Genomic DNA, 18,830 nt, shown 5'->3' on the forward strand with positions numbered 1-18,830 from the left:
CCGGCCCGGCTGTGAGGCTGGCCGCTCGCCCGCCGGAGAGGAGCACGTTGGACGCCACCGCGATCGTCTTCCTCGCCGTGGGCGGTGTCGGCGTCCTGGTCCTGCTGGTCGCGCTGCTGGGTGGGGAGATGGCCGACCTCGGCCACCCCGACGCCGACGGCCCGTTCTCGCTGCCGGCCATCGCCGCCTTCGTGGGTGGCGTGGGCTTCGGCGGCGCGGCCGCCTCGGCGCTGCTGCCGGCGCTGCCCGGCGTCGTCACCGTGCTGCTGTGCCTGCTGGTCGGCGTCGTCGTGGCGCTGCCGCTGGCCGCCGGCGCGGTCAAGCTCGCCTCCTCGCTGCGCGGCATGGCCACCACCCCGACGCTCACCAGCGGCGACGTCCTCGGCGCGCAGGGCGTGGTGGTCTCCGCCGTCCCGGCCGGCGGGTTCGGCGAGGTGCGGCTGTCGCTGCACGGCCAGCAGCTGAAGTACGCGGCGCGCAGCGAGGTCCCGCTGCCCACCGGCACGCCCGTCTACGTCGTCGACACCCCGTCGCCGACCTCGGTGGAGGTCGTCTCGACCGCACCGGATGAGTCTGGAGGCAGCACCCCGTGACCCTGCTCTACGCGATCGGCGGCATCGCCGTCCTGGTGATCCTGCTCGTGCTGCTGGTGCTCTCCCGCATCAAGGTGGCCGGGCCCAACCAGGCGTTCCTGGTCACCGGCCGGCAGGGCCGGTCGGTCACCGGCGCCGACGGCACGGTCAGCCGCGACATGAGCGGCCAGAAGGTCGTCATGGGCGCCAGCGTCTTCGTGCTCCCGGTCGTGCAGAAGCTGCACACCCTGGACCTGTCCAGCCGGCGCATCCCGGTCGGCATCCGCGGCGCGGTGAGCAAGCAGGGCGTCAAGTGCGACCTCGAGGGCGTGGCCATCGTCAAGGTCGGCGGCAACGAGTCCTCGATCCGGGCCGCCGCGCAGCGGTTCCTGCAGCAGCAGCAGGGCATCGACACCTTCACCTCGGAGGTGCTCGCCGGTGCGCTGCGCTCCATCGTGGGCCGGCTGACGATCGAGGAGATCATCCGCGACCGCGCCGCGTTCGCCTCCGCCGTCGCCGAGGAGGCCGAGTCCTCCCTGACCGGCCAGGGCCTGGTGCTGGACACCTTCCAGCTGCAGGACATCCAGGCCGAGGGCACCTACCTGGCCGACCTGGGCCGTCCCGAGGCCGCCCGCGTGCTCAAGGAGGCCTCCATCGCCGAGGCCCGCGCCCGCCAGGCCGCCCAGCAGGAGCAGCTGCTCGCCGACGAGGCCATCGCGGTCTCCCAGCGGCAGCTGGCGCTCAAGCAGGCCGAGATCAACGCCGAGATCGACGCCGCCAAGGCCAAGGCCGCCGCGGCCGGTCCGCTGGCCCAGGCCGCGCAGGACCAGCAGGTGCTCGCCGAGCAGGAGAAGGTCGCCGCGCGCAACGCCTCGCTGACCCAGGCCCAGCTGGACACCCAGGTCCGCCGCCCCGCCGACGCCGAGCGCTACCGGGTGGAGCAGGAGGCCGAGGGCCGCAAGAACTCCGCCATCCTCGCCGCCGAGGCCGACCGGCAGGCCACCATCGCTGCCGCCCAGGCCGCGGCCGAGCAGGCCAAGCTCTCCGGTGAGGGCGAGCGGGCCCGCCGGTCGGCGCTGGCCGAGGCCGAGGCCATCGAGGGCGCCAAGCGCGGTGAGGCCGAGAAGCTGCGCCGCCAGGCCGTCGCCGACGCCGTGGAGCGCGAGGGTGCCGCCGAGGCCGCCGCGATCCTGGCCAAGGGCAAGGCCGAGGCCGAGTCGATGGACGCCCGCTCGCAGGCCTTCAGCACCTACGGCGAGGCCGCGATCCTGGACCTGCTGGTCAAGGTGCTGCCCGAGGTCGTCGCCGCGGCGGCCGCCCCGCTGTCCAGCGTGGACAAGATGACCGTGATCAGTGCCGACGGCCCGGGGTCGCTGTCGAAGTCGGTGGCCTCCAACGTCGCGCAGGGCCTGCAGCTGTCCGGCGACCTGACCGGCCTGGACGTCACCGCGCTGCTCAAGCGGCTCTCCGGTGCCGCCGCGGACAGCATGGGTGCCGGGCCCGCCGTCGAGCGCGTCGCCGTGGACGGCGACGGGCACCGTCCTGCGTGATCGTCGAGAAGCGGTTCGCCGACCTGACCACCACCGAGCTGTACGGCCTGCTCCGGCTGCGGGTCGACGTGTTCGTGGTGGAGCAGACCTGCCCGTACCCCGAGCTCGACGGGCGGGACGCCGAACCGGGCACGCTGCACGTCTGGGTCCCCGGTGCGGACGGCGAGGTGCTGTCCTGCATCCGGGTGCTGGAGAACGGCGAGGACCGGGCCGTCGGCCGGGTGGCGACGGCGGCGTCCGCGCGTGGCCGCGGCCTGTCGGCGCAGCTGGTCCGGCGCGGGCTGGAGCTCTGCGCCGGCCGCACCGTGGACATCGGCGCCCAGGCCTACCTGGAGGGCTGGTACGCCCGGTTCGGCTTCCAGCGGTCGGGCGAGGACTACCTAGAGGACGGCATCCCGCACCTGCCCATGCGGATGGTCGCGCCCACGACCTGAGCCCTCAGTCCGAGCCGGTGAGCGAGGCCTGGGGCAGCCAGTCGGCGTCCAGGAGCTCGGCGATCTGCTGCAGACCGGCGGTGTCGCCGCCGGCGGTCGATCCGGTGACCGCCAGCCGCTCGACCATCACCTTCGCCACCTGCTCCTCGACGGTGTCCTCGGCGTAGGCGATCCGCCACGGCGAGACCTGGTGGTCGCGGTGGGTGCGTCCGGTGACCTGGCGGGCGGCGATGCCGGAGAACCGCGGCTGGTGGAACAGGCCGACCCGCGGCGAGCTGGAGGCGGCGGCGCCGGGCAACTGCTCGCCGGCGTGCAGGCTGATCGAGGCGGTCACGGTGAACACGCAGACCCGCGACTCCCCGCGCTGGAACCGCAGCCGCTCGGCCTCCACGTCGAAGCGGTCCCGGCCGTAGATGCCCGACACCGGCACCCCGGCGGCCAGCAGCGCCTCGCGGATCGGGTCGGCCGCAGTCTCGACGAACTCCACCGACACCGCCACCTGCCGGTCGGCCTCGACCTGCGCCCTCACCCAGTCCACCGTGGCGGGCACCCGGATCAGGCCGGCCTTCTGCCGGAACCGCAGCAGCGCGGCCCGGCCGCGGGCGGTCTGCCGCGACCTCCTGGCCAGCTGCATCTCGCTCCGGAACTCCTGCCAGTCGCTGTCGTACTGCGCGCGCTCGGCGGGGGTCAGCGCGACCGGGGTGCCGGTGACCTGCACGTCCCCCCAGGGAGCCGCGCGGTGCAGCGTGGTGGGCGGGTCGGTGTCGGTGAGCCAGGCCCGCAGCCGGGCCAGGTCCGCGCGCCGCTCGTCGGGGTCCTCGGTCCAGGTGCTGCCGTAGCGACCACGTTCCACGTGGAACCCGTGCTCGGTCAGCCGGGCCGGCAGGTCCGACCAGGCCCGCAGCGGCTCGCCGTGCAGGGTCGCGAAGTGCGGGGCGAGGTAGGGCAGCTCGAGCGGGGAGTGCGCCGGGGTCGCCGTGGTGAGCAGGACGAACGGGGCGTCCTTGACCCGTCCGCCGCCGGAGACGGCCTTCCAGTGCTTCCACCGCTGGGTGGTGGTGTGCCGGACCATGTGCGCCTCGTCGGCCACCACGACGTCGAACCGCAGGTCGCGGACCTTGCCCAGCCGGTCCCAGGTGGTGACGCACCAGCGCAGGTCGCCGGTGCCGAAGGCGCTGATGGACCGGGTCCAGTGCGGGATGGTGATGGCCGCCGGGCGGTCGGCGACGACGAGCACGGTCCGCGCGCCGCGGCGGGCGGCGATCTGCTGCACGGCGAGGACGGCGGTGCCGGTCTTGCCGACGCCGGGGTCGTCGCCGAGCAGGAACATCCGGGCGCCGGCGGCCTCGGCGGCGGCGACCGCGGCGGCCCCGCTGACCTGCTCGGCGCGCGGGGTCATCCGGTCACCGGCGGGCACCGGCCGGGGGTCGGCGTTGAGCTCGTCCTCGAGGAAGCGCTCGACGGTGTGCGGGCCGGGGACGTAGGGCGCCAGCTCGGGCGGCGGGGTCGTGCCGACCCAGACGTGGGCCTGCAGGTCCTTGTCCCAGGAGGCACCGGGCGCCGGGGCGCGGAAGGGGACGGCGAGCACCCACACCCGCTCCCCCGGCCCGGCCACCGGTCGCGCCGGTGCCTTCGTGGGCGCCTTCCGCGCCGCGGCCGTGCGCGCCGTCGTCCGGGCGGTGGTCGGGCTGGCCTTGCGGGTGGTCCTGCGGCGTCCGGGCACGGCGTCCGACGCTACGTGCCGGCGGGCCGGCGGCGGGTCAGGCGGCGAGCGCGCCGACCCGGCGGTGCGCGCCGGCGGCGGCGAGCACGGTCGACAGGCTGGCGGCCGGGTCGACGACGCCGGTGGCGGGCGGTGCGTCGGGGACGTCCAGCAGTGACCGGAAGGACGCCGCGGCCCAGCGCGCCTCGGGCGCGGTGAGCTCCGGGTGGAACTGCACGCCGACGGCGGCGCGGCCGACGGCGAAGCCCTGCACGGTGCTGACCGCGTTGCTCCAGAGCAGCCGGACGTCGGGCCGCTGCAGCACGGAGGCGGGCACCTCCTGCACGTGCGCGGTGGGCACGGTCAGGTCGGGGACGCCGTGCCCGTGCACGGTGGTGGTCCCGACCTCGCCGCCCGCGGCGACCGGCTGGGGGGCCACGCCGGTGGTGACGGCGGCGATCATCTGGGCGCCCAGGCAGACCCCGAGCACGGCGGCGCGGCCCTCGTCGGCCACGGCCAGCGCGGACCGGACGGCGTCCAGCCGCTCGGCCATCGCCGCGGTCCGGGACCCGACGGCCTCGAGGCCGCCGCTGAACACGTGCAGCACGTCGGCGCGGCCGCGGTGCTCGTCGGCCGGGTCGCCCCACGGGACCAGCGAGACCCGCCAGCCGAGCGCGGCCAGCTGCTCGGCCAGCGGTTCTCCCCAACCCGTGCCGGGCCACAGGGTGCCGCTGCCTGCCCACACCACTGCCTCGCCCGTGACCACGGCGACCACCTTGGCGGGCGCGCCGACCACCGCCGGGCGACGACACGGCACCGGCTGCGCCTCCGTGGTCACACCGGTCACGCCGTCCCCGGGGGTGGCTCCTGCCCCGCCGGTCGCCGCCGTCTGGTCGGATGTCGGGGTGAGCGCGGACCTCGAGCTGGCCACCCGGACCCTCGGCGACGACGGCCCCCGGGTCGTCTTCGTGCACGGCCTGTTCGGGCAGGGCCGCAACTGGACGACGGTCGGCAAGCAGCTGGCCGAGGACAGGCACCGGGTCACGCTGGTCGACCTGCCCAACCACGGGCACTCGCCGTGGACCGAGCGGCTGGACTACGTGGAGATGGCCGAGCTGGTCGCCGGTCTGCTCGCCGGGTTCGGCGAGCCGGTGACGCTGGTCGGGCACTCGATGGGCGGCAAGGTGGCGATGCAGCTGGCGCTGCGGCACCCCGAGCTGCTGCGCGGGCTGGTCGTCGTCGACATCTCCCCGTCGGTCTACCCGCTGGCCGGTGGCCGGACCGACGACCCGGACGAGGAGGCCTCCCCGTTCGCGGAGTTCATCGAGGCCATGCAGGCCGTGGACCTGACCTCGCTGTCCCGGCGGGAGGAGGCCGACGCCGCCCTGGCCGCGGCGGTGCCCAGCGACATGGTCCGCGGGTTCCTGCTGCAGTCGCTGGTGCGCGACGGGGTAGCCGGGGGTGGCGGGGCGGGTGGACGACCAGCGTGGCGGTGGCGGCTCAACCTGCCGGTGCTGGCGCGTGACCTGGCGGTGCTGCGCGAGTTCCCCGACCCGCCCACCGGCGCGGTGTTCGGCGGCCCGGTGCTGTGGGTGGCCGGCGCGGATTCCACCTACGTGCTGGACGCCGACCGGCCGCGGATGGAGGAGCTGTTCCCGCGGGTCCGGCTGGTGCGGGTGAAGAACGCCGGGCACTGGGTGCACTCCGAGGCCCCCGAGGTCTTCACCGAGACCGTGCGGCGCTTCCTGGCCCAGGTCGAGCGCTAGTCGAACAGGCCCCGGATGTCCTCGGCGGTCAGCGGCGCGGACAGCGTGCCGTCGTCGTCGACGACCTGGTCGAAGACCGCCTGCTTGCGGGCCTTGAGCGCCATCACCTTCTCCTCGATGGTGTCCTTGGCGACCAGCCGGTAGACCATCACGTTGCGGGTCTGCCCGATGCGGTGCGCCCGGTCGACGGCCTGCGCCTCGGCGGCCGGGTTCCACCACGGGTCGAGCACGAACACGTAGTCGGCGGCGGTGAGGTTCAGCCCGAACCCGCCGGCCTTGAGGCTGATCAGGAACACGGGGACGAGGCCGTCGGTGAAGCTCTGGATCACCGCGGGCCGCTGCCGGGTGCTGCCGTCGAGGTAGGCGTAGCCGATGCCCTCGGCGTCCAGCTGGGCCCGGATCCGGGCCAGGTAGCCGGTGAACTGGCTGAACACCAGCACCCGGTGGCCCTCGGCCAGCACCTCGCGCAGGTGCTCCAGGAACGCCTCGGTCTTGTCCGAGCGGACCGCGTCGTGCTCGGGGTCGGCCAGCGCCGGGTCGAGGGCCAGCTGCCGCAGCAGGGTCAGCGACCGCAGGATCTCGAAGCGGTGCGCGTCCATGTCCTCGACCAGCCGCAGCACCTTCCGGCGCTCGCGCTGCAGCGCGGTGCGGTAGAGGGTCTCGTGCCGGCCGGTGAGCCGGACCTCGAGCACCTGCTCCTGCTTGGCCGGCAGGTCGGCGGCGACCAGCTCCTTGGTGCGGCGCAGCATCAGCGGGCGCAGCCGGCGGCGCAGGGTGCCCAGCCGGCCGGGGTCGGTGCCGCGCTCGATCGGCCGCCGCCACAGCTCGTTGAACGCCTCCGGGTCGGGGAACAGCCCGGGTGCGCAGATGGACAGCAGGGACCACAGGTCCATCAGGCTGTTCTCCATCGGCGTGCCGGTGATGGCCAGCTTGAACGGGGCGTCGACGGTGCGGGCCGCGCGGTAGGCCTTGGCCTGCCGGTTCTTCACGAACTGGGCCTCGTCGAGCAGCATCCCGCGCCAGGTGGCCCGGGCGTACTCGGCCTCGTCCAGGCGCAGCAGGGTGTAGGAGGTGACCACCAGGTCGGCCCCGGCGATGCGCTCCGTCAACGGCCGGCCGGCCTTGGCGGAGGTCTCCTCGACCGCGCTCACCTGCAGGCCGGGGGCGAACCGGGCGGCCTCGGACACCCAGTTGCCCACCACGCTGGTCGGGGCGACCACCAGCACCGGCGCGGTCAGCTCACCGGCGTCCTTGGCCCGCTGCAGCAGCGCGAGGGCCTGCAGCGTCTTGCCCAGGCCCATGTCGTCGGCGAGCACACCGCCGAGGTCGTGGTCCCAGAGCAGGGACAGCCAGCGGTAGCCCTCCAGCTGGTAGGGCCGCAGCTGCGCGGTGATGCCGGCCGGCACCGGCGGGGTGGGCAGCTCGTCGAGGGCGAGCAGGGCAGCGGTGCTGCGCTCCCAGCGGGCGCTCTGCCCGGCGACCACGCCCAGCTGGCGCAGGTCGCCCCACAGCCCGGCCTGCCAGCGGTTGATCCGGGTGGGCGGCTTGCGGGGGTCGGCCATGCCGGCCGCCTCGGCGATGAGCTGCGCCAGCACGGCGAACTCGGGCCCGTCGAGGGGGAAGTAGGTGCCGCTGGGCAGGAACAGGTGGGTCTGCTTGGTGGCCAGCGCGCGGAACAGGTGCGCGAAGGGCACCTCCTGGCCCTCGACGGTGACCGTGATGCCCAGGTCGAACCAGTCGGAGCCGTCGGCGGCGGGGTCGGTGACCGACACGCTGACCACCGGCGCGGAGGTGGCGGCGCGGTAGTCGGGGGCGTCGCCCAGCTCGGTGACCTTGACCCCCTGGGCCCGCAGGGAGGGCAGCACGCCCTCGCAGAACACCGCGGCGTCGAGCTCGCGCAGCTCGACGGTGGGCACCAGGCCGCGCTGCACCGTGGCCTGCCGCAGCTGGGGGAACCGGCCGTCGGGCAGCACCAGCCCGGTGAGCAGGGCCCGCTCGGCGCGGTCGTCGCGGCCCGGGTCGCTGCCCGCCCCGCCCAGCGGGACCCGCCGGCCCTCGGGGACGCCGTCGCCCTCGACCGGGGCGGCGGGGTAGACCAGCGCCCACTCCAGGGTCAGCCGGGCGCCCTCGGCGTGGCTGACCGTCAGCGCCAGCACCGGCGGCTCGACCGAGGGCAGCTCCACCGAGCCGTCGGGCGAGACCAGCTCGACCATGCGCTGCAGGGCCGGCACCAGCTCGGCGCGCACCCGCTCGACGTCGGCGGCGGGCACCTCGAGCCGGGGGAACCGGGAGATCATCCGGGACAGCTCCACCGGGACCCGGCCGGCGAACGGGACCAGCCGCAGCGCGTCGTCGGTGACCACGAACGCCCCGTGGACAGGGGTGCCGACCAGCGTCAGCCCGGCCACCGGGGTGGGGCCGGACGCCCGGCCGACGACGGCCTCGAGCAGCAGGTCGCGATCGCGGGTGGCCTCCATGCGCAGCGGCGCGGGCGGCTCCAGCACCACCCGGTCGGCCTGGGTCTTCGCCGTCACGAAGGTCACCCCGGCGCGGTGCGCCTCACCGAGCAGCCGCCACAGCTGCGGGCCGACGTCGTCGAGGAAGACCGCGTCGGTGGTGCCGTAGAAGCCGGTGCTGCCGGCGCTCTGCGCGGCCCGGTACAGCTCCACCAGCACGTCGCGGTGCTCGGGGACCCGGCGCAGCGGCCCGTACTCGAAGGGCAGGTCGCGCCAGGAGATGCCGGTGCGCACCCAGCGGCCGGCGCGCCCCGGCACGACCGGCCGCAGCCGCACCTGCACCGGCACCCGCTGCCCGGACCGGCCGGTGGCGGCGTTGAGCTCGAACTGCAGGCCGATGGGGACCAGGTCGGTGCCGGCGGCGTTCGGGGTCAGGTCGGCCAGCGCGGTCTCCCAGGCGGGCTTGGGCTTCACCACGCGGGGCGCGGCGGCGGGCCACGCCTCGACCATCGCACCGGCCTGGTCGACCGCCGTCCCCTGGCCGTCGGGGCCGAGGCTGAGCAGCACCGCGACCGCGTGCTTGCAGGCCTGCCCGACCGGGCAGGTGCAGCGGCTGACCCACTCCTCGACGTCGGCGAAGGCGGCCACCTGGTAGACCTCGCCGCGCGACCCGGCGACGACGCCGGAGACGTGGTCACCGGACTGCACGGTGACCGAGCGGACCTTGCGCTCGCGCAGGCAGGCCCGGCCGCGGAAGGTCACCGCGTCCCCGAAGCAGGACGCGAGGAACTCCTCGTCCAGGGGGAGGGAGAGCGCTGCGGTCACGTCCACGACGGTAGCCACGGCCTCCGACATCCCGGGCGCGTCGCCACGATCTGTGGACGACGCCACCAGCTGTGGACGACGACTCGCGGGCGGGGGGCGGCACGGGCGAGGATCACCGGCATGAGCGACGACCGCGCCGGCACCCCGGCCCAGCCCTCGGACCTGGTCGACCTGGCGCACCTGGTCACCGCCTACTACACGGTGCAGCCCGACCTCGACGACCCCGGCCAGCAGGTCGTGTTCGGCACCAGCGGCCACCGCGGGTCCAGCCTGGACGGCGCGTTCAACGAGCCGCACATCCTGGCCACGACGCAGGCGATCGTGGAGTACCGGCGCGGGCAGGGCTTCGACGGCCCGCTGTTCGTCGGCCGCGACACCCACGGGCTGAGCGAGCCGGCCTGGGCCAGCGCGCTGGAGGTGCTGGTCGCCAACGACGTCACCGTGCTGGTCGACGACGCCGACCGGTACACCCCCACCCCCGCGGTCAGCCACGCCATCCTGCGGGCCAACCGCGGGAGGACCACCGGCCTGGCCGACGGCATCGTCGTCACGCCCAGCCACAACCCGCCCCGCGACGGCGGGTTCAAGTACAACCCGCCGCACGGCGGCCCGGCCGACTCCGACGCCACCGGCTGGATCGCGAACCGCGCCAACGAGCTGCTGCGCGCGGGGCTGGACGGCGTCCGGCGGGTGCCGTTCGCCCGGGCCCGCGCCGCCGCGCAGGGCCACGACTTCACCGGCGACTACGTCGCCGACCTGCCGGGCGTGCTCGACCTGGACGCCGTGCGCGCGGCCGGCGTGCGGATCGGTGCGGACCCCCTCGGCGGGGCCAGCGTCGACTACTGGGGCCGCATCGCCGAGGCGCACCGCCTCGACCTCACCGTGGTGAACCCGCTGGTCGACGCGACGTGGCGGTTCATGACGCTGGACTGGGACGGCAAGATCCGGATGGACTGCTCCTCGCCGTCGGCGATGGCCTCGCTCATCGGGCAGAAGGACCGTTTCCAGGTCGCGACCGGCAACGACGCCGACGCCGACCGGCACGGCATCGTCACCCCCGACGGCGGGCTGATGAACCCCAACCACTACCTGGCCGTCGCCATCTCCTACCTGTTCGCCCACCGGCCCGAGTGGGCGCCGTCCACCGCGGTGGGCAAGACGCTGGTGTCGTCCTCCCTCATCGACCGGGTGGTGGCCGACCTCGGCCGCGAGCTGCGCGAGGTGCCGGTCGGGTTCAAGTGGTTCGTGCCCGGGCTGATCGACGGGTCGGTCGGGTTCGGCGGCGAGGAGTCGGCCGGGGCGTCGTTCCTGCGCCGGGACGGCGGGGTGTGGACGACGGACAAGGACGGCATCCTGCTCGCCCTGCTGGCCAGCGAGATCCAGGCGGTCACCGGGTCCTCGCCGAGCGAGCTGCACCGGGAGCTGACGCAGAAGCACGGCGAGTCCGCCTACGCCCGGGTCGACGCCGCGGCCAGCCGTGAGGAGAAGGCCGCGCTCGGCAGGCTCTCCCCCGCCGACGTCTCCGCCACCGAGCTGGCCGGGGAGCCCATCACCGGCAAGCTCACCGAGGCCCCGGGCAACGGCGCCAAGATCGGCGGCCTGAAGGTGACGACCGAGAACGCCTGGTTCGCCGCGCGCCCGTCGGGCACCGAGGACGTCTACAAGATCTACGCCGAGTCCTTCCGGGGTCCCGACCACCTGGCGAAGGTGCAGGAGGAGGCCCGCGCGGTCGTCTCGGCGGCCCTCGGCAGCTGACTCCCTGCACCGGAGTCCGGCCTCCTGCACCAGATCTGGTGCAGGAGGCCGGAGTTCGATCAACGCCCCTGATCAACGCCGGGGCGCGCGGGGGTCAGGAGACGTCGTCGTCGACCCAGTCCAGGGTCTTGGTGACGGCCTTCTGCCAGTTGCGGTACTGCCGGTCGCGCTCGCCCGCGTCCATCGCCGGCTCCCAGCGCTTGTCCTCGGCCCACTTGGCGGTGAGCTCGTCCAGGTCGGACCAGAACCCGACCGCGAGGCCCGCCGCGTAGGCAGCGCCCAGCGCGGTGGTCTCCACGATCTCCGGCCGGATCACCGGGACGTCGAGCACGTCGGCCTGGAACTGCATGAGCAGCTCGTTGCCGACCATGCCGCCGTCCACCCGCAGCTCGGTGAGGTCCACGCCGGAGTCGGCGTTCATCGCGTCGAGCACCTCCCGGGTCTGGAAGGCGGTGGCCTCCAGCACGGCGCGGGCGATGTGGCCCTTGTTGACGTAGCGGGTCAGGCCGACCAGCGCACCGCGGGCGTCGGAGCGCCAGTGCGGGGCGAACAGGCCGGAGAACGCCGGGACGATGTAGGCCCCGCCGTTGTCCTCGACGCCCGCGGCGAGGGTCTCGATCTCCGGGGCGTCCTTGATCATGCCCAGGTTGTCGCGCAGCCACTGCACCAGCGACCCGGTGACGGCGATCGAGCCCTCCAGCGCGTACACCGGCTTCGCGTCGCCCAGCTTGTAGCAGAGCGTGGTGAGCAGGCCGTTCTCCGACGGGACGGCCTCCTCGCCGGTGTTGAGCAGCATGAAGTTGCCGGTGCCGTAGGTGTTCTTGGCCATGCCGCGCTCGAAGCAGACCTGCCCGAAGGTGGCCGCCTGCTGATCGCCCAGCGAGCCCGAGATCGGCACGCCGGCCAGGAAGCCGGCCGCCCGGCCCTCGCCGTAGACCTCGGAGTTCGAGCGGATCTCCGGGAGCATGGACATCGGGATGCCCATCTCCTCGGCGATGTCGGGCAGCCACTCCAGGGTGCGGTAGTCCATGAGCATGGTGCGGCTGGCGTTGGAGACGTCGGTGAGGTGCTTGCCGCCGTCGGTGCCGCCGGTCATGTTCCAGATCAGCCAGGAGTCGATGGTGCCCATGAGCAGGTCACCGGCCTCGGCCCTCTCGCGGGCGCCGTCGACGTTGTCCAGGATCCAGCGGACCTTGGGCCCGGCGAAGTAGGTCGCCAGCGGCAGGCCGACCCGGTCCTTGTACCGCTCGTCCCCGCCGCCGAGCGCGGCGAGGGAGTCGCAGATCTTCCCGGTGCGGGTGTCCTGCCAGACGATCGCGTTGTAGACCGGCTGCCCGGTCGTCCTGTCCCACACGACGGTGGTCTCGCGCTGGTTGGTGATGCCGACCGCGACGATGTCCGACGTCGAGGCGTTGCCGCGGGCCAGGGCCTGGCCGACGACCTCGCGGGTGTTGCCCCAGATCTCCATCGGGTCGTGCTCGACCCAGCCCGCGCGCGGGAAGATCTGCTCGTGCTCCTTCTGCCCGGTCGCGACGATCTTGCCGTCGTGGTCGAAGAGGATGCAGCGGGTGCTGGTGGTGCCCTGGTCGATCGCGGCGACGTACTTCCCTGCCATGGGGTGGTCTCCTCAGCTCTGAGTAGGTGGGTGGGTCAGACGGACACGTGCGCGAACAGGCCGGCGAGCAGGCCACCGATGATCGGCCCGACCACCGGCACCCAGGCGTAGCCCCAGTTGCTGCCGCCCTTGTTCTTGATGGGCAGGATGGCGTGCACGATGCGCGGGCCGAGGTCGCGGGCCGGGTTGATGGCGTAGCCGGTGGGCCCGCCCAGCGAAGCACCGATGCCGACGACGAGCAGGGCGACGGCCAGCGGGCCGATCTGGGTCGGGGTGTCGCCGAAGCGCAGCACGATGTAGACCAGCACGAACGTGCCGATCAGCTCGGTGATGACGTTGTCGGCGTGGCTCTTGATGGCCGGGCTGGTGGAGAAGGTGCCCAGGATGGTGCCGGGGTCGGTCTCGGCCTCGTAGTGCTTGCGGAAGGCCAGCCAGGCCAGCACGGCGCCGATCATCGCGCCGACGAGCTCGCCGGCGAAGTAGGTCAGCGTCGAGGCGACGGTGATGGGCACGCCGGGGGCGTAGGTGTCCCCCGGGCCCACGAGCAGGCCGACCGTGACCGCCGGGTTCAGGTGCGCGCCGGACTTCGCCGCGGCGTAGACGCCGGCGAAGACCGCCAGGCCCCAGCCGAAGATGATCACGATGTAGCCGCCGCCGAGGGCGCCGGACTTGGCCAGCAGGACGTTGGCGACGACGCCGACGCCGAGCAGGATGAGGATGGCCGTTCCGGTCACCTCGCTGCCGAACACGGTCAGCAGACTGGTGGTCTGGTCCAAGGTCGTTCTCCTGTCACGTGGCCCGCGGCGGTGCGGGCCGGTCCACGCCGAGGGGTACCGCCTGTGTCCCCGATCACCCCCCGGCGCTGTCGGGGGGACGCTAGGTGGGCCCGATCACCTCGCGGAAGCGCCGGAGTGCGACATGGTCGGACAGGACCGGAGGGTGCCGGATGCCCTAGGTTCCGCGGTGTGCCCGGATCCGTGCAGTCCCTCGAGCGGGCGGCCGCGATCCTGCAGGTGGTCGCCGGCAGCGGCGGCACGCTCGGGGTCACCGACATCGCCGCGGCCGTCGGGCTGCCCAAGACCACCGCGCACAGCCTGCTCCGCACGCTGCTCGGCGTCCGGTTCGTCGAGCAGGACCGCGAGGGCCGCTACGCGCTGGGCCCGGGCCTGCTCCGCCTGGGCGCGGCCCACCTCGACGTGAACGAGCTGCGCTCCCGCGGGTCGAACTGGACCGACGCGCTGGCCTCCCGCAGCGGCCACGCCGTCCGGCTGGCCACCCTGGACCGCGAGCAGGTCCGCGTGGTGCACCACGTCTTCCGCCCCGACGACTCCGTCCAGGTGCTCGACGTCGGCGCGGTGCTGCCCGCCGACCGGACGGCGCTGGGCACGGTGCTGCTCGCCTTCGCCCCGCACCGCTCGGTGCGCGGCGCCGTCGACGCCCGCCGGGCCGACGTCGCCGCCGTCCGCGCCCGCGGCTGGGCGGTCGAGGACGGCGGCCACGAACCGGGGACGGCGGGGCTGGCCGCACCGGTGCGCGGCTCCACCGGGCTGGTGGTCGCGGCGCTGGGCATCAGCGGGCCGGCCGAGTCGGTGCTGGACCGGCAGCACCAGGCGCGGCCCCTGCTGGTGTCGATGGTGGTCGAGTCGGCGCAGGCCATCTCCCGCGAGCTGGGCTGGCATGGCTGACCGCGTCGTCCTCGCCGTGGACCAGGGCACCACGTCCACCCGCTCCATCGTGTTCGACCGCGGCGGCCGGCTGGTCTCGGTGCGCCAGCGCGAGCACCGGCAGTACTTCCCCCGACCGGGCTGGGTCGAGCACGACCCGATGGAGATCTGGGCGAACACCCAGCGGACCGCGGCCCAGGCGCTGCGCGACGCGGCGTCCTCGGCCGGCGAGGTGGTGGCCCTCGGCATCGCCAACCAGCGCGAGACCACCGTGGTGTGGGACCGCGCCACCGGCCGGCCGGTCACCCGGGCCATCGTCTGGCAGGACACCCGCACCGCGGACCTGGTGAGCCGGCTGGCGGCCCGGCCCGACGCAGCCGTCGTCCGGGAGCGCAGCGGCATGGACATCGCCGGCTACTTCGCCGGGCCCCGCCTGCGCTGGGTGCTCGACCACGTGCCCCGTGCCCGCGAGCGGGCCGAGGCCGGCGAGCTGCTGTTCGGCACGATGGAGACCTGGCTGGTCTGGAACCTCACCGGCGGCCCGGACGGCGGCGTGCACGTCACCGACGTGACCAACGCCAGCCGGACGTCGCTGATGGACTGCCGCAGCTGCACCTGGGACCCCGTCCTGCTGGACTTCTTCGGCATCCCCGCCGCGCTGCTGCCCGAGATCCGGCCGTCGGTCGGCGAGCTGGGGACCGCGACCGCGCTGGGCTCGCCGATCCCGATCACCGGCACCCTCGGCGACCAGCAGGCGGCGCTGTTCGGGCAGGCCTGCTTCGCCCCGGGCGAGGCCAAGTGCACCTACGGGACCGGCAGCTTCCTGCTGCAGAACACCGGCACCGAGCTGGTGCGGACCCGCTCCGGGTCGATCTCCACGGTGGCCTACCAGCTGGCCGGGGAGCCGGTGCACTACGCGCTGGAGGGGTCGGTCGCCGTCGCCGGCGCCCTGGTGCAGTGGCTGCGCGACGGGCTGGGCCTGATCGGCACCGCCCCCGAGATCGAGACGCTGGCCCGCACGGTGGAGGACAACGGCGGCTGCTACGTCGTCCCCGCGTTCTCCGGGCTGCTCGCCCCGCACTGGCGCGGCGAGGCCCGCGGGCTGGTCGCCGGGCTGACCTCCTACGTCACCAAGGGCCACCTGGCGCGGGCGGTGCTGGAGGCGACCGGCTGGCAGACCCGCGACGTCGTCCTGGCGATGGCCGCGGACTCCGGGCTGCAGCTGCCGTCCCTGCGGGTGGACGGCGGGATGACCACCAACAACCTGCTCATGCAGTTCGTCGCCGACGTGCTGGACACCCCCGTCGTCCGGCCGATGGTCGGCGAGACCGTCTCCCTCGGTGCGGCCTACGCCGCGGGCCTGGCCGTGGGGCTGTGGGCCGACGTCGAGGCGTTGCGCCGCAACTGGCACCGCTCGGCCCAGTGGAGCCCGGTCCCGGCGCGGGCCGCGCAGCTGGCCGCCGAGCACCCGACCTGGGAGAAGGCGGTCCGGCTGTCCATCGCGTGGGGCGCCGACTAGCCACCAGGTGTGCGACATCGTCGTACGGCTCGCGTCGCAGGGGCGGTGCGCCGGTCCTACCGTGGCGGTCGAGCGTCCGGAGCAGAGCCGCGCCGGACTCGACGTCGCGAGGAGTTCGCCATGTCCGCCGTCCCGTCCCTGGGTCCCGAGCAGCGCGCCGCCGCGTGGGCCGCGCTGGCCGCGGAGGAGTACGAGGTCCTCGTCGTCGGCGGCGGTGTCACCGGCGCCGGCGTCGCCCTGGACGCCGCCACCCGCGGACTGAAGACCGCCCTGGTCGAGGCCCGCGACTTCGCGTCGGGCACCTCGTCGCGGTCCTCCAAGCTCTTCCACGGCGGCCTGCGCTACCTGGAGCAGTTCGACTTCGGCCTGGTCCGCGAGGCGCTGCACGAGCGCGACCTCGCGGTCAACCGGATCAGCCCGCACCTGGTCAAGCCGCTGCAGTTCCTCTACCCGCTCACCCACCGCGTGTGGGAGCGGCCCTACGTCACCGCGGGCCTGGCCCTCTACGACGGCCTGGCCCGGTTCGGCGCGCTCAGCGAGCCGATGCCCGCGCAGAAGCACCTGACCCGCACCGGCGCCCGCAAGCTCTTCCCGGCGCTGCGGCCCGACGCGCTGGTCGGCGCCGTCCGCTACTACGACGCGCAGGCCGACGACGCCCGGCACACCCTCACCGTCGCCCTCACCGCGGCCAGGTACGGCGCCACCGTGCTCAACTCCGCCGAGGTCGTCTCCTTCACCCGCGTGGGCGGCCGCGTCGTCGGCGCCCGGGTGCGCGACGTGGAGACCGGCCAGGAGGTCGACGTCAGGAGCGAGGTCGTGGTCAACGCGACCGGCGTGTGGACCGACGACCTGCAGACCCTGGTGGGCGGCCGCGGCCGGTTCCACGTGCGCGCCTCCAAGGGCGTGCACATCGTCGTCCCGCGCGACCGGATCAACGGCGAGACCGGGCTGATCCTCAAGACCGAGAAGTCGGTCCTGTTCGTCATCCCGTGGGGCTCGCACTGGATCGTCGGCACCACCGACACCGACTGGGACCTGGACAAGGCCCACCCGGCCGCGTCCAAGGCCGACATCGACTACATCCTCGAGCACGTCAACCAGGTGCTCACCACGCCGCTGTCGCACGAGGACATCTCCGGCGTCTACGCCGGCCTGCGCCCGCTGCTGTCCGGGGAGTCCGAGGACACCAGCCAGCTCTCCCGCGAGCACGCCGTCGCCCGCCCCTCGCCCGGCGTCATCTCCGTCGCCGGCGGCAAGTACACGACCTACCGGCCGATGGCCGCCGACGCCGTGGACGCCGTCGCCGAGGACGTCACCCGGACCGTCCCGGCCAGCGTCACCGAGGACATCCCGCTGCTGGGCGCCGAGGGCTACCACGCGATGGTCAACTCCCTCGACCGGCTGGCCGAGCAGTGGGGCATCGGCCGCTACCGGGCCGAGCACCTGCTCAACCGGTTCGGCTCGATGACCCCCGATGTGCTCGCGCTGGCCGCCGAGGACCGCGACCTCCTCCAGCCCGTGCCCGGCGCGGAGGAGTACCTCATGGTCGAGATGGTCTGGGGCGCCGCGCACGAGGGCGCCCTGCACCTGGACGACCTGCTCGCCCGCCGCACCCGCATCTCCATCGAGACCCCGCACCGCGGCACCGAGTCCGCCGAGCCGGTGGCCCGCGCCGTCGCCGGCGTCCTCGGGTGGGACGAGGAGCGGATCGGCAACGAGGTGGCCTCCTACGCCGCCCGGGTCGAGGCCGAGCGCCGCTCGCAGACCGAGGCCGACGACCAGGCGGCCGACGCCGTCCGGGTCGCCGCCCCGGACACCCGCGCCGTCGCCGTGGGCCGCGCCCTGGTGTGAGCACGTGCCGCCGGGGGCAACCCCGGCGGCATGCCGACCGTCGAGCGCACCTTCGTCGTCCCCGCCCCCCTCGAGAAGGTGGGGCCCTACCTCGCCGACTTCGCCAACGCCGAGGCCTGGGACCCGGGCACGAAGACCTGCACCCCGCTCGACGGCCAGCCGGTCCAGGTCGGCTCCCGCTGGCACAACGTCAGCGAGTTCATGGGCCGGGAGACCGAGCTGGAGTACCGGCTGGAGGTCTGGGAGCCCGACCACGTCCGGCTGGTCGGTGACAACAAGACGGTGACGTCGCACGACGACATCACCCTGCGCGCCGTCGACGCGGGCTCCACCGAGGTCACCTACCACGCCGAGTTCGACTTCCACGGCGTCGCGGCCCTCGCCGGCCCGCTGCTCAAGCCCGCCCTGGAGAAGCTGGGCGACGACGTCGTCGAGCAGATGACCGAGGCGGTCCGCCGGCTCTGACCGCCCGCGCGATGCAGGGCTGTACCCAATACAGTCCTGCATCGTGAGTGCCCCGACGACCCGCCGCCGGGCGGTCACCGTCGAGCGCCTGCTCGACGCGGCGCTGGAGACCTTCGCCGAGACCGGTTTCGCCGCGGCCAGCGTGGAGGACATCTGCCGCCGCGGCGGCTTCACCCGCGGTGCCTTCTACTCCAGCTTCAGCACCAAGCACGAGCTGTTCGCCGCGCTGATGACCCGCGAGACCGCCCGCGAGCTGGCCGCCGCGGAGCAGCTGGTCGCCGCGGTGTCCGGCGCCGCCGACCCGCTGGTCGCCGCCGTCGACCGGGTGGCCGACCTGCTCGCCGCCGGCCGCACCTGGACCCTGGTGCTCACCGAGTACCAGCTGCTGGCCGCCCGCGACGCCGACGCCGCCGCCCTGCTCGACCGGTTCGCAGCCGGCATGACCACCCAGGTCGCCGAGGTGCTCACCCGCGCCGCGGAGACCCTCGGCACCACCCTCACCGCGCCCGCGGCCGACGTCGCCCAGGCCTTCCTCGCCCTGCACCACGGCCTCGCCCTGGCCTCGGCCAGCACGCCCGGCACCCCCGTGGGCGCGCTCGAGCGCACCGCCTTCCTCGCCCTCGTCCGGGGCGTCACCGCCCCCACCCCGTAGGAGC

At 74.4% G+C, this 18,830-nt stretch carries 15 protein-coding genes; 10 read left to right on the top strand and 5 right to left on the bottom strand.

Translation table 11 applies throughout. From position 1 onward, the window contains the following. Positions 1 to 47: 47 nt before the first annotated feature. The 3 genes from BM158_RS01230 to BM158_RS01240 are packed head-to-tail and all read left to right on the top strand — an operon-like array spanning position 48 to position 2,556. Positions 48 to 593: a hypothetical protein gene (locus BM158_RS01230; RefSeq protein ID WP_091553727.1), complete on the top strand. Its 546-nt coding sequence runs from the start codon at positions 48 to 50 to the stop codon at positions 591 to 593. Beyond that, positions 590 to 2,122, top strand: coding sequence for a flotillin family protein (locus BM158_RS01235; protein ID WP_091553731.1), 1,533 nt, complete (start codon positions 590 to 592; stop codon positions 2,120 to 2,122). Before BM158_RS01230 ends, BM158_RS01235 begins: the two co-directional genes overlap by 4 nt. Beyond that, positions 2,119 to 2,556, top strand: coding sequence for a GNAT family N-acetyltransferase (locus tag BM158_RS01240; protein ID WP_091553734.1), 438 nt, complete (start codon positions 2,119 to 2,121; stop codon positions 2,554 to 2,556). Before BM158_RS01235 ends, BM158_RS01240 begins: the two co-directional genes overlap by 4 nt. Before the next feature lie 4 nt (positions 2,557 to 2,560). Here BM158_RS01240 and BM158_RS01245 read toward each other — a convergent pair whose 3' ends face one another. Further along, positions 2,561 to 4,279: a DEAD/DEAH box helicase gene (locus BM158_RS01245; protein WP_229827531.1), complete on the bottom strand. Its 1,719-nt coding sequence runs from the start codon at positions 4,277 to 4,279 to the stop codon at positions 2,561 to 2,563. A gap of 37 nt (positions 4,280 to 4,316) precedes the next feature. After that, positions 4,317 to 5,096 (bottom strand): glutamine amidotransferase-related protein, encoded by a 780-nt coding sequence (locus BM158_RS01250; protein WP_165628801.1) that lies wholly within the window; start codon positions 5,094 to 5,096, stop codon positions 4,317 to 4,319. A 67-nt stretch (positions 5,097 to 5,163) separates the two neighbouring features. Between BM158_RS01250 and BM158_RS01255 the strand changes: the two genes are divergently transcribed. Then, on the top strand, positions 5,164 to 6,024 hold the full coding sequence (locus BM158_RS01255) for an alpha/beta fold hydrolase (RefSeq protein ID WP_165628802.1): 861 nt from the start codon (positions 5,164 to 5,166) through the stop codon (positions 6,022 to 6,024). Here BM158_RS01255 and BM158_RS01260 read toward each other — a convergent pair. Beyond that, complete coding sequence (locus BM158_RS01260; RefSeq protein WP_131801952.1) at positions 6,021 to 9,305, bottom strand: DEAD/DEAH box helicase; 3,285 nt, start codon at positions 9,303 to 9,305, stop codon at positions 6,021 to 6,023. The genes BM158_RS01255 and BM158_RS01260 overlap by 4 nt on opposite strands. A gap of 120 nt (positions 9,306 to 9,425) precedes the next feature. Here BM158_RS01260 and pgm point away from each other — a divergent pair, with 120 nt between their 5' ends. Then, the gene (pgm, locus tag BM158_RS01265) at positions 9,426 to 11,060 is read left to right on the top strand and encodes a phosphoglucomutase (alpha-D-glucose-1,6-bisphosphate-dependent) (RefSeq protein ID WP_091553755.1); all 1,635 of its coding nucleotides are present in this window, start codon (positions 9,426 to 9,428) and stop codon (positions 11,058 to 11,060) included. Positions 11,061 to 11,154: 94 nt separating this feature from the next. On the opposite strand, the gene glpK (BM158_RS01270) is transcribed toward pgm, so the two are convergent. Together glpK (BM158_RS01270) and BM158_RS01275 are read right to left on the bottom strand one after the other, a co-directional pair. Next, on the bottom strand, positions 11,155 to 12,675 hold the full coding sequence (gene glpK, locus BM158_RS01270) for a glycerol kinase GlpK (protein WP_091553758.1): 1,521 nt from the start codon (positions 12,673 to 12,675) through the stop codon (positions 11,155 to 11,157). Between the two features lie 35 nt (positions 12,676 to 12,710). Then, complete coding sequence (locus tag BM158_RS01275; protein WP_229827530.1) at positions 12,711 to 13,451, bottom strand: MIP/aquaporin family protein; 741 nt, start codon at positions 13,449 to 13,451, stop codon at positions 12,711 to 12,713. A 189-nt stretch (positions 13,452 to 13,640) separates the two neighbouring features. Between BM158_RS01275 and BM158_RS01280 the strand changes: the two genes are divergently transcribed. The 5 genes from BM158_RS01280 (at position 13,641) to BM158_RS01300 (ending at position 18,826) form a co-directional block, all read left to right on the top strand. Next, positions 13,641 to 14,360: an IclR family transcriptional regulator gene (locus BM158_RS01280; RefSeq protein ID WP_091553765.1), complete on the top strand. Its 720-nt coding sequence runs from the start codon at positions 13,641 to 13,643 to the stop codon at positions 14,358 to 14,360. Next, entirely contained in the window at positions 14,353 to 15,858 is a 1,506-nt protein-coding gene (glpK, locus tag BM158_RS01285) for a glycerol kinase GlpK (RefSeq protein WP_091553768.1), read from the top strand. The genes BM158_RS01280 and glpK (BM158_RS01285) overlap by 8 nt, the downstream gene beginning before the upstream one ends. Before the next feature lie 120 nt (positions 15,859 to 15,978). Then, positions 15,979 to 17,709, top strand: coding sequence for a glycerol-3-phosphate dehydrogenase/oxidase (locus BM158_RS01290; RefSeq protein WP_091553771.1), 1,731 nt, complete (start codon positions 15,979 to 15,981; stop codon positions 17,707 to 17,709). A gap of 30 nt (positions 17,710 to 17,739) precedes the next feature. Further along, a complete protein-coding gene (locus BM158_RS01295) occupies positions 17,740 to 18,174 on the top strand; it encodes an SRPBCC family protein (protein WP_091553775.1) in 435 nt (144 codons plus the stop codon). A gap of 43 nt (positions 18,175 to 18,217) precedes the next feature. Beyond that, positions 18,218 to 18,826 (top strand): TetR/AcrR family transcriptional regulator, encoded by a 609-nt coding sequence (locus BM158_RS01300; RefSeq protein WP_109504814.1) that lies wholly within the window; start codon positions 18,218 to 18,220, stop codon positions 18,824 to 18,826. The last annotated feature ends 4 nt before the right edge of the window (positions 18,827 to 18,830 follow it).

This window comes from Klenkia taihuensis (genome assembly GCF_900112525.1).
Taxonomy (GTDB): Bacteria; Actinomycetota; Actinomycetes; order Mycobacteriales; family Geodermatophilaceae; genus Klenkia; species Klenkia taihuensis.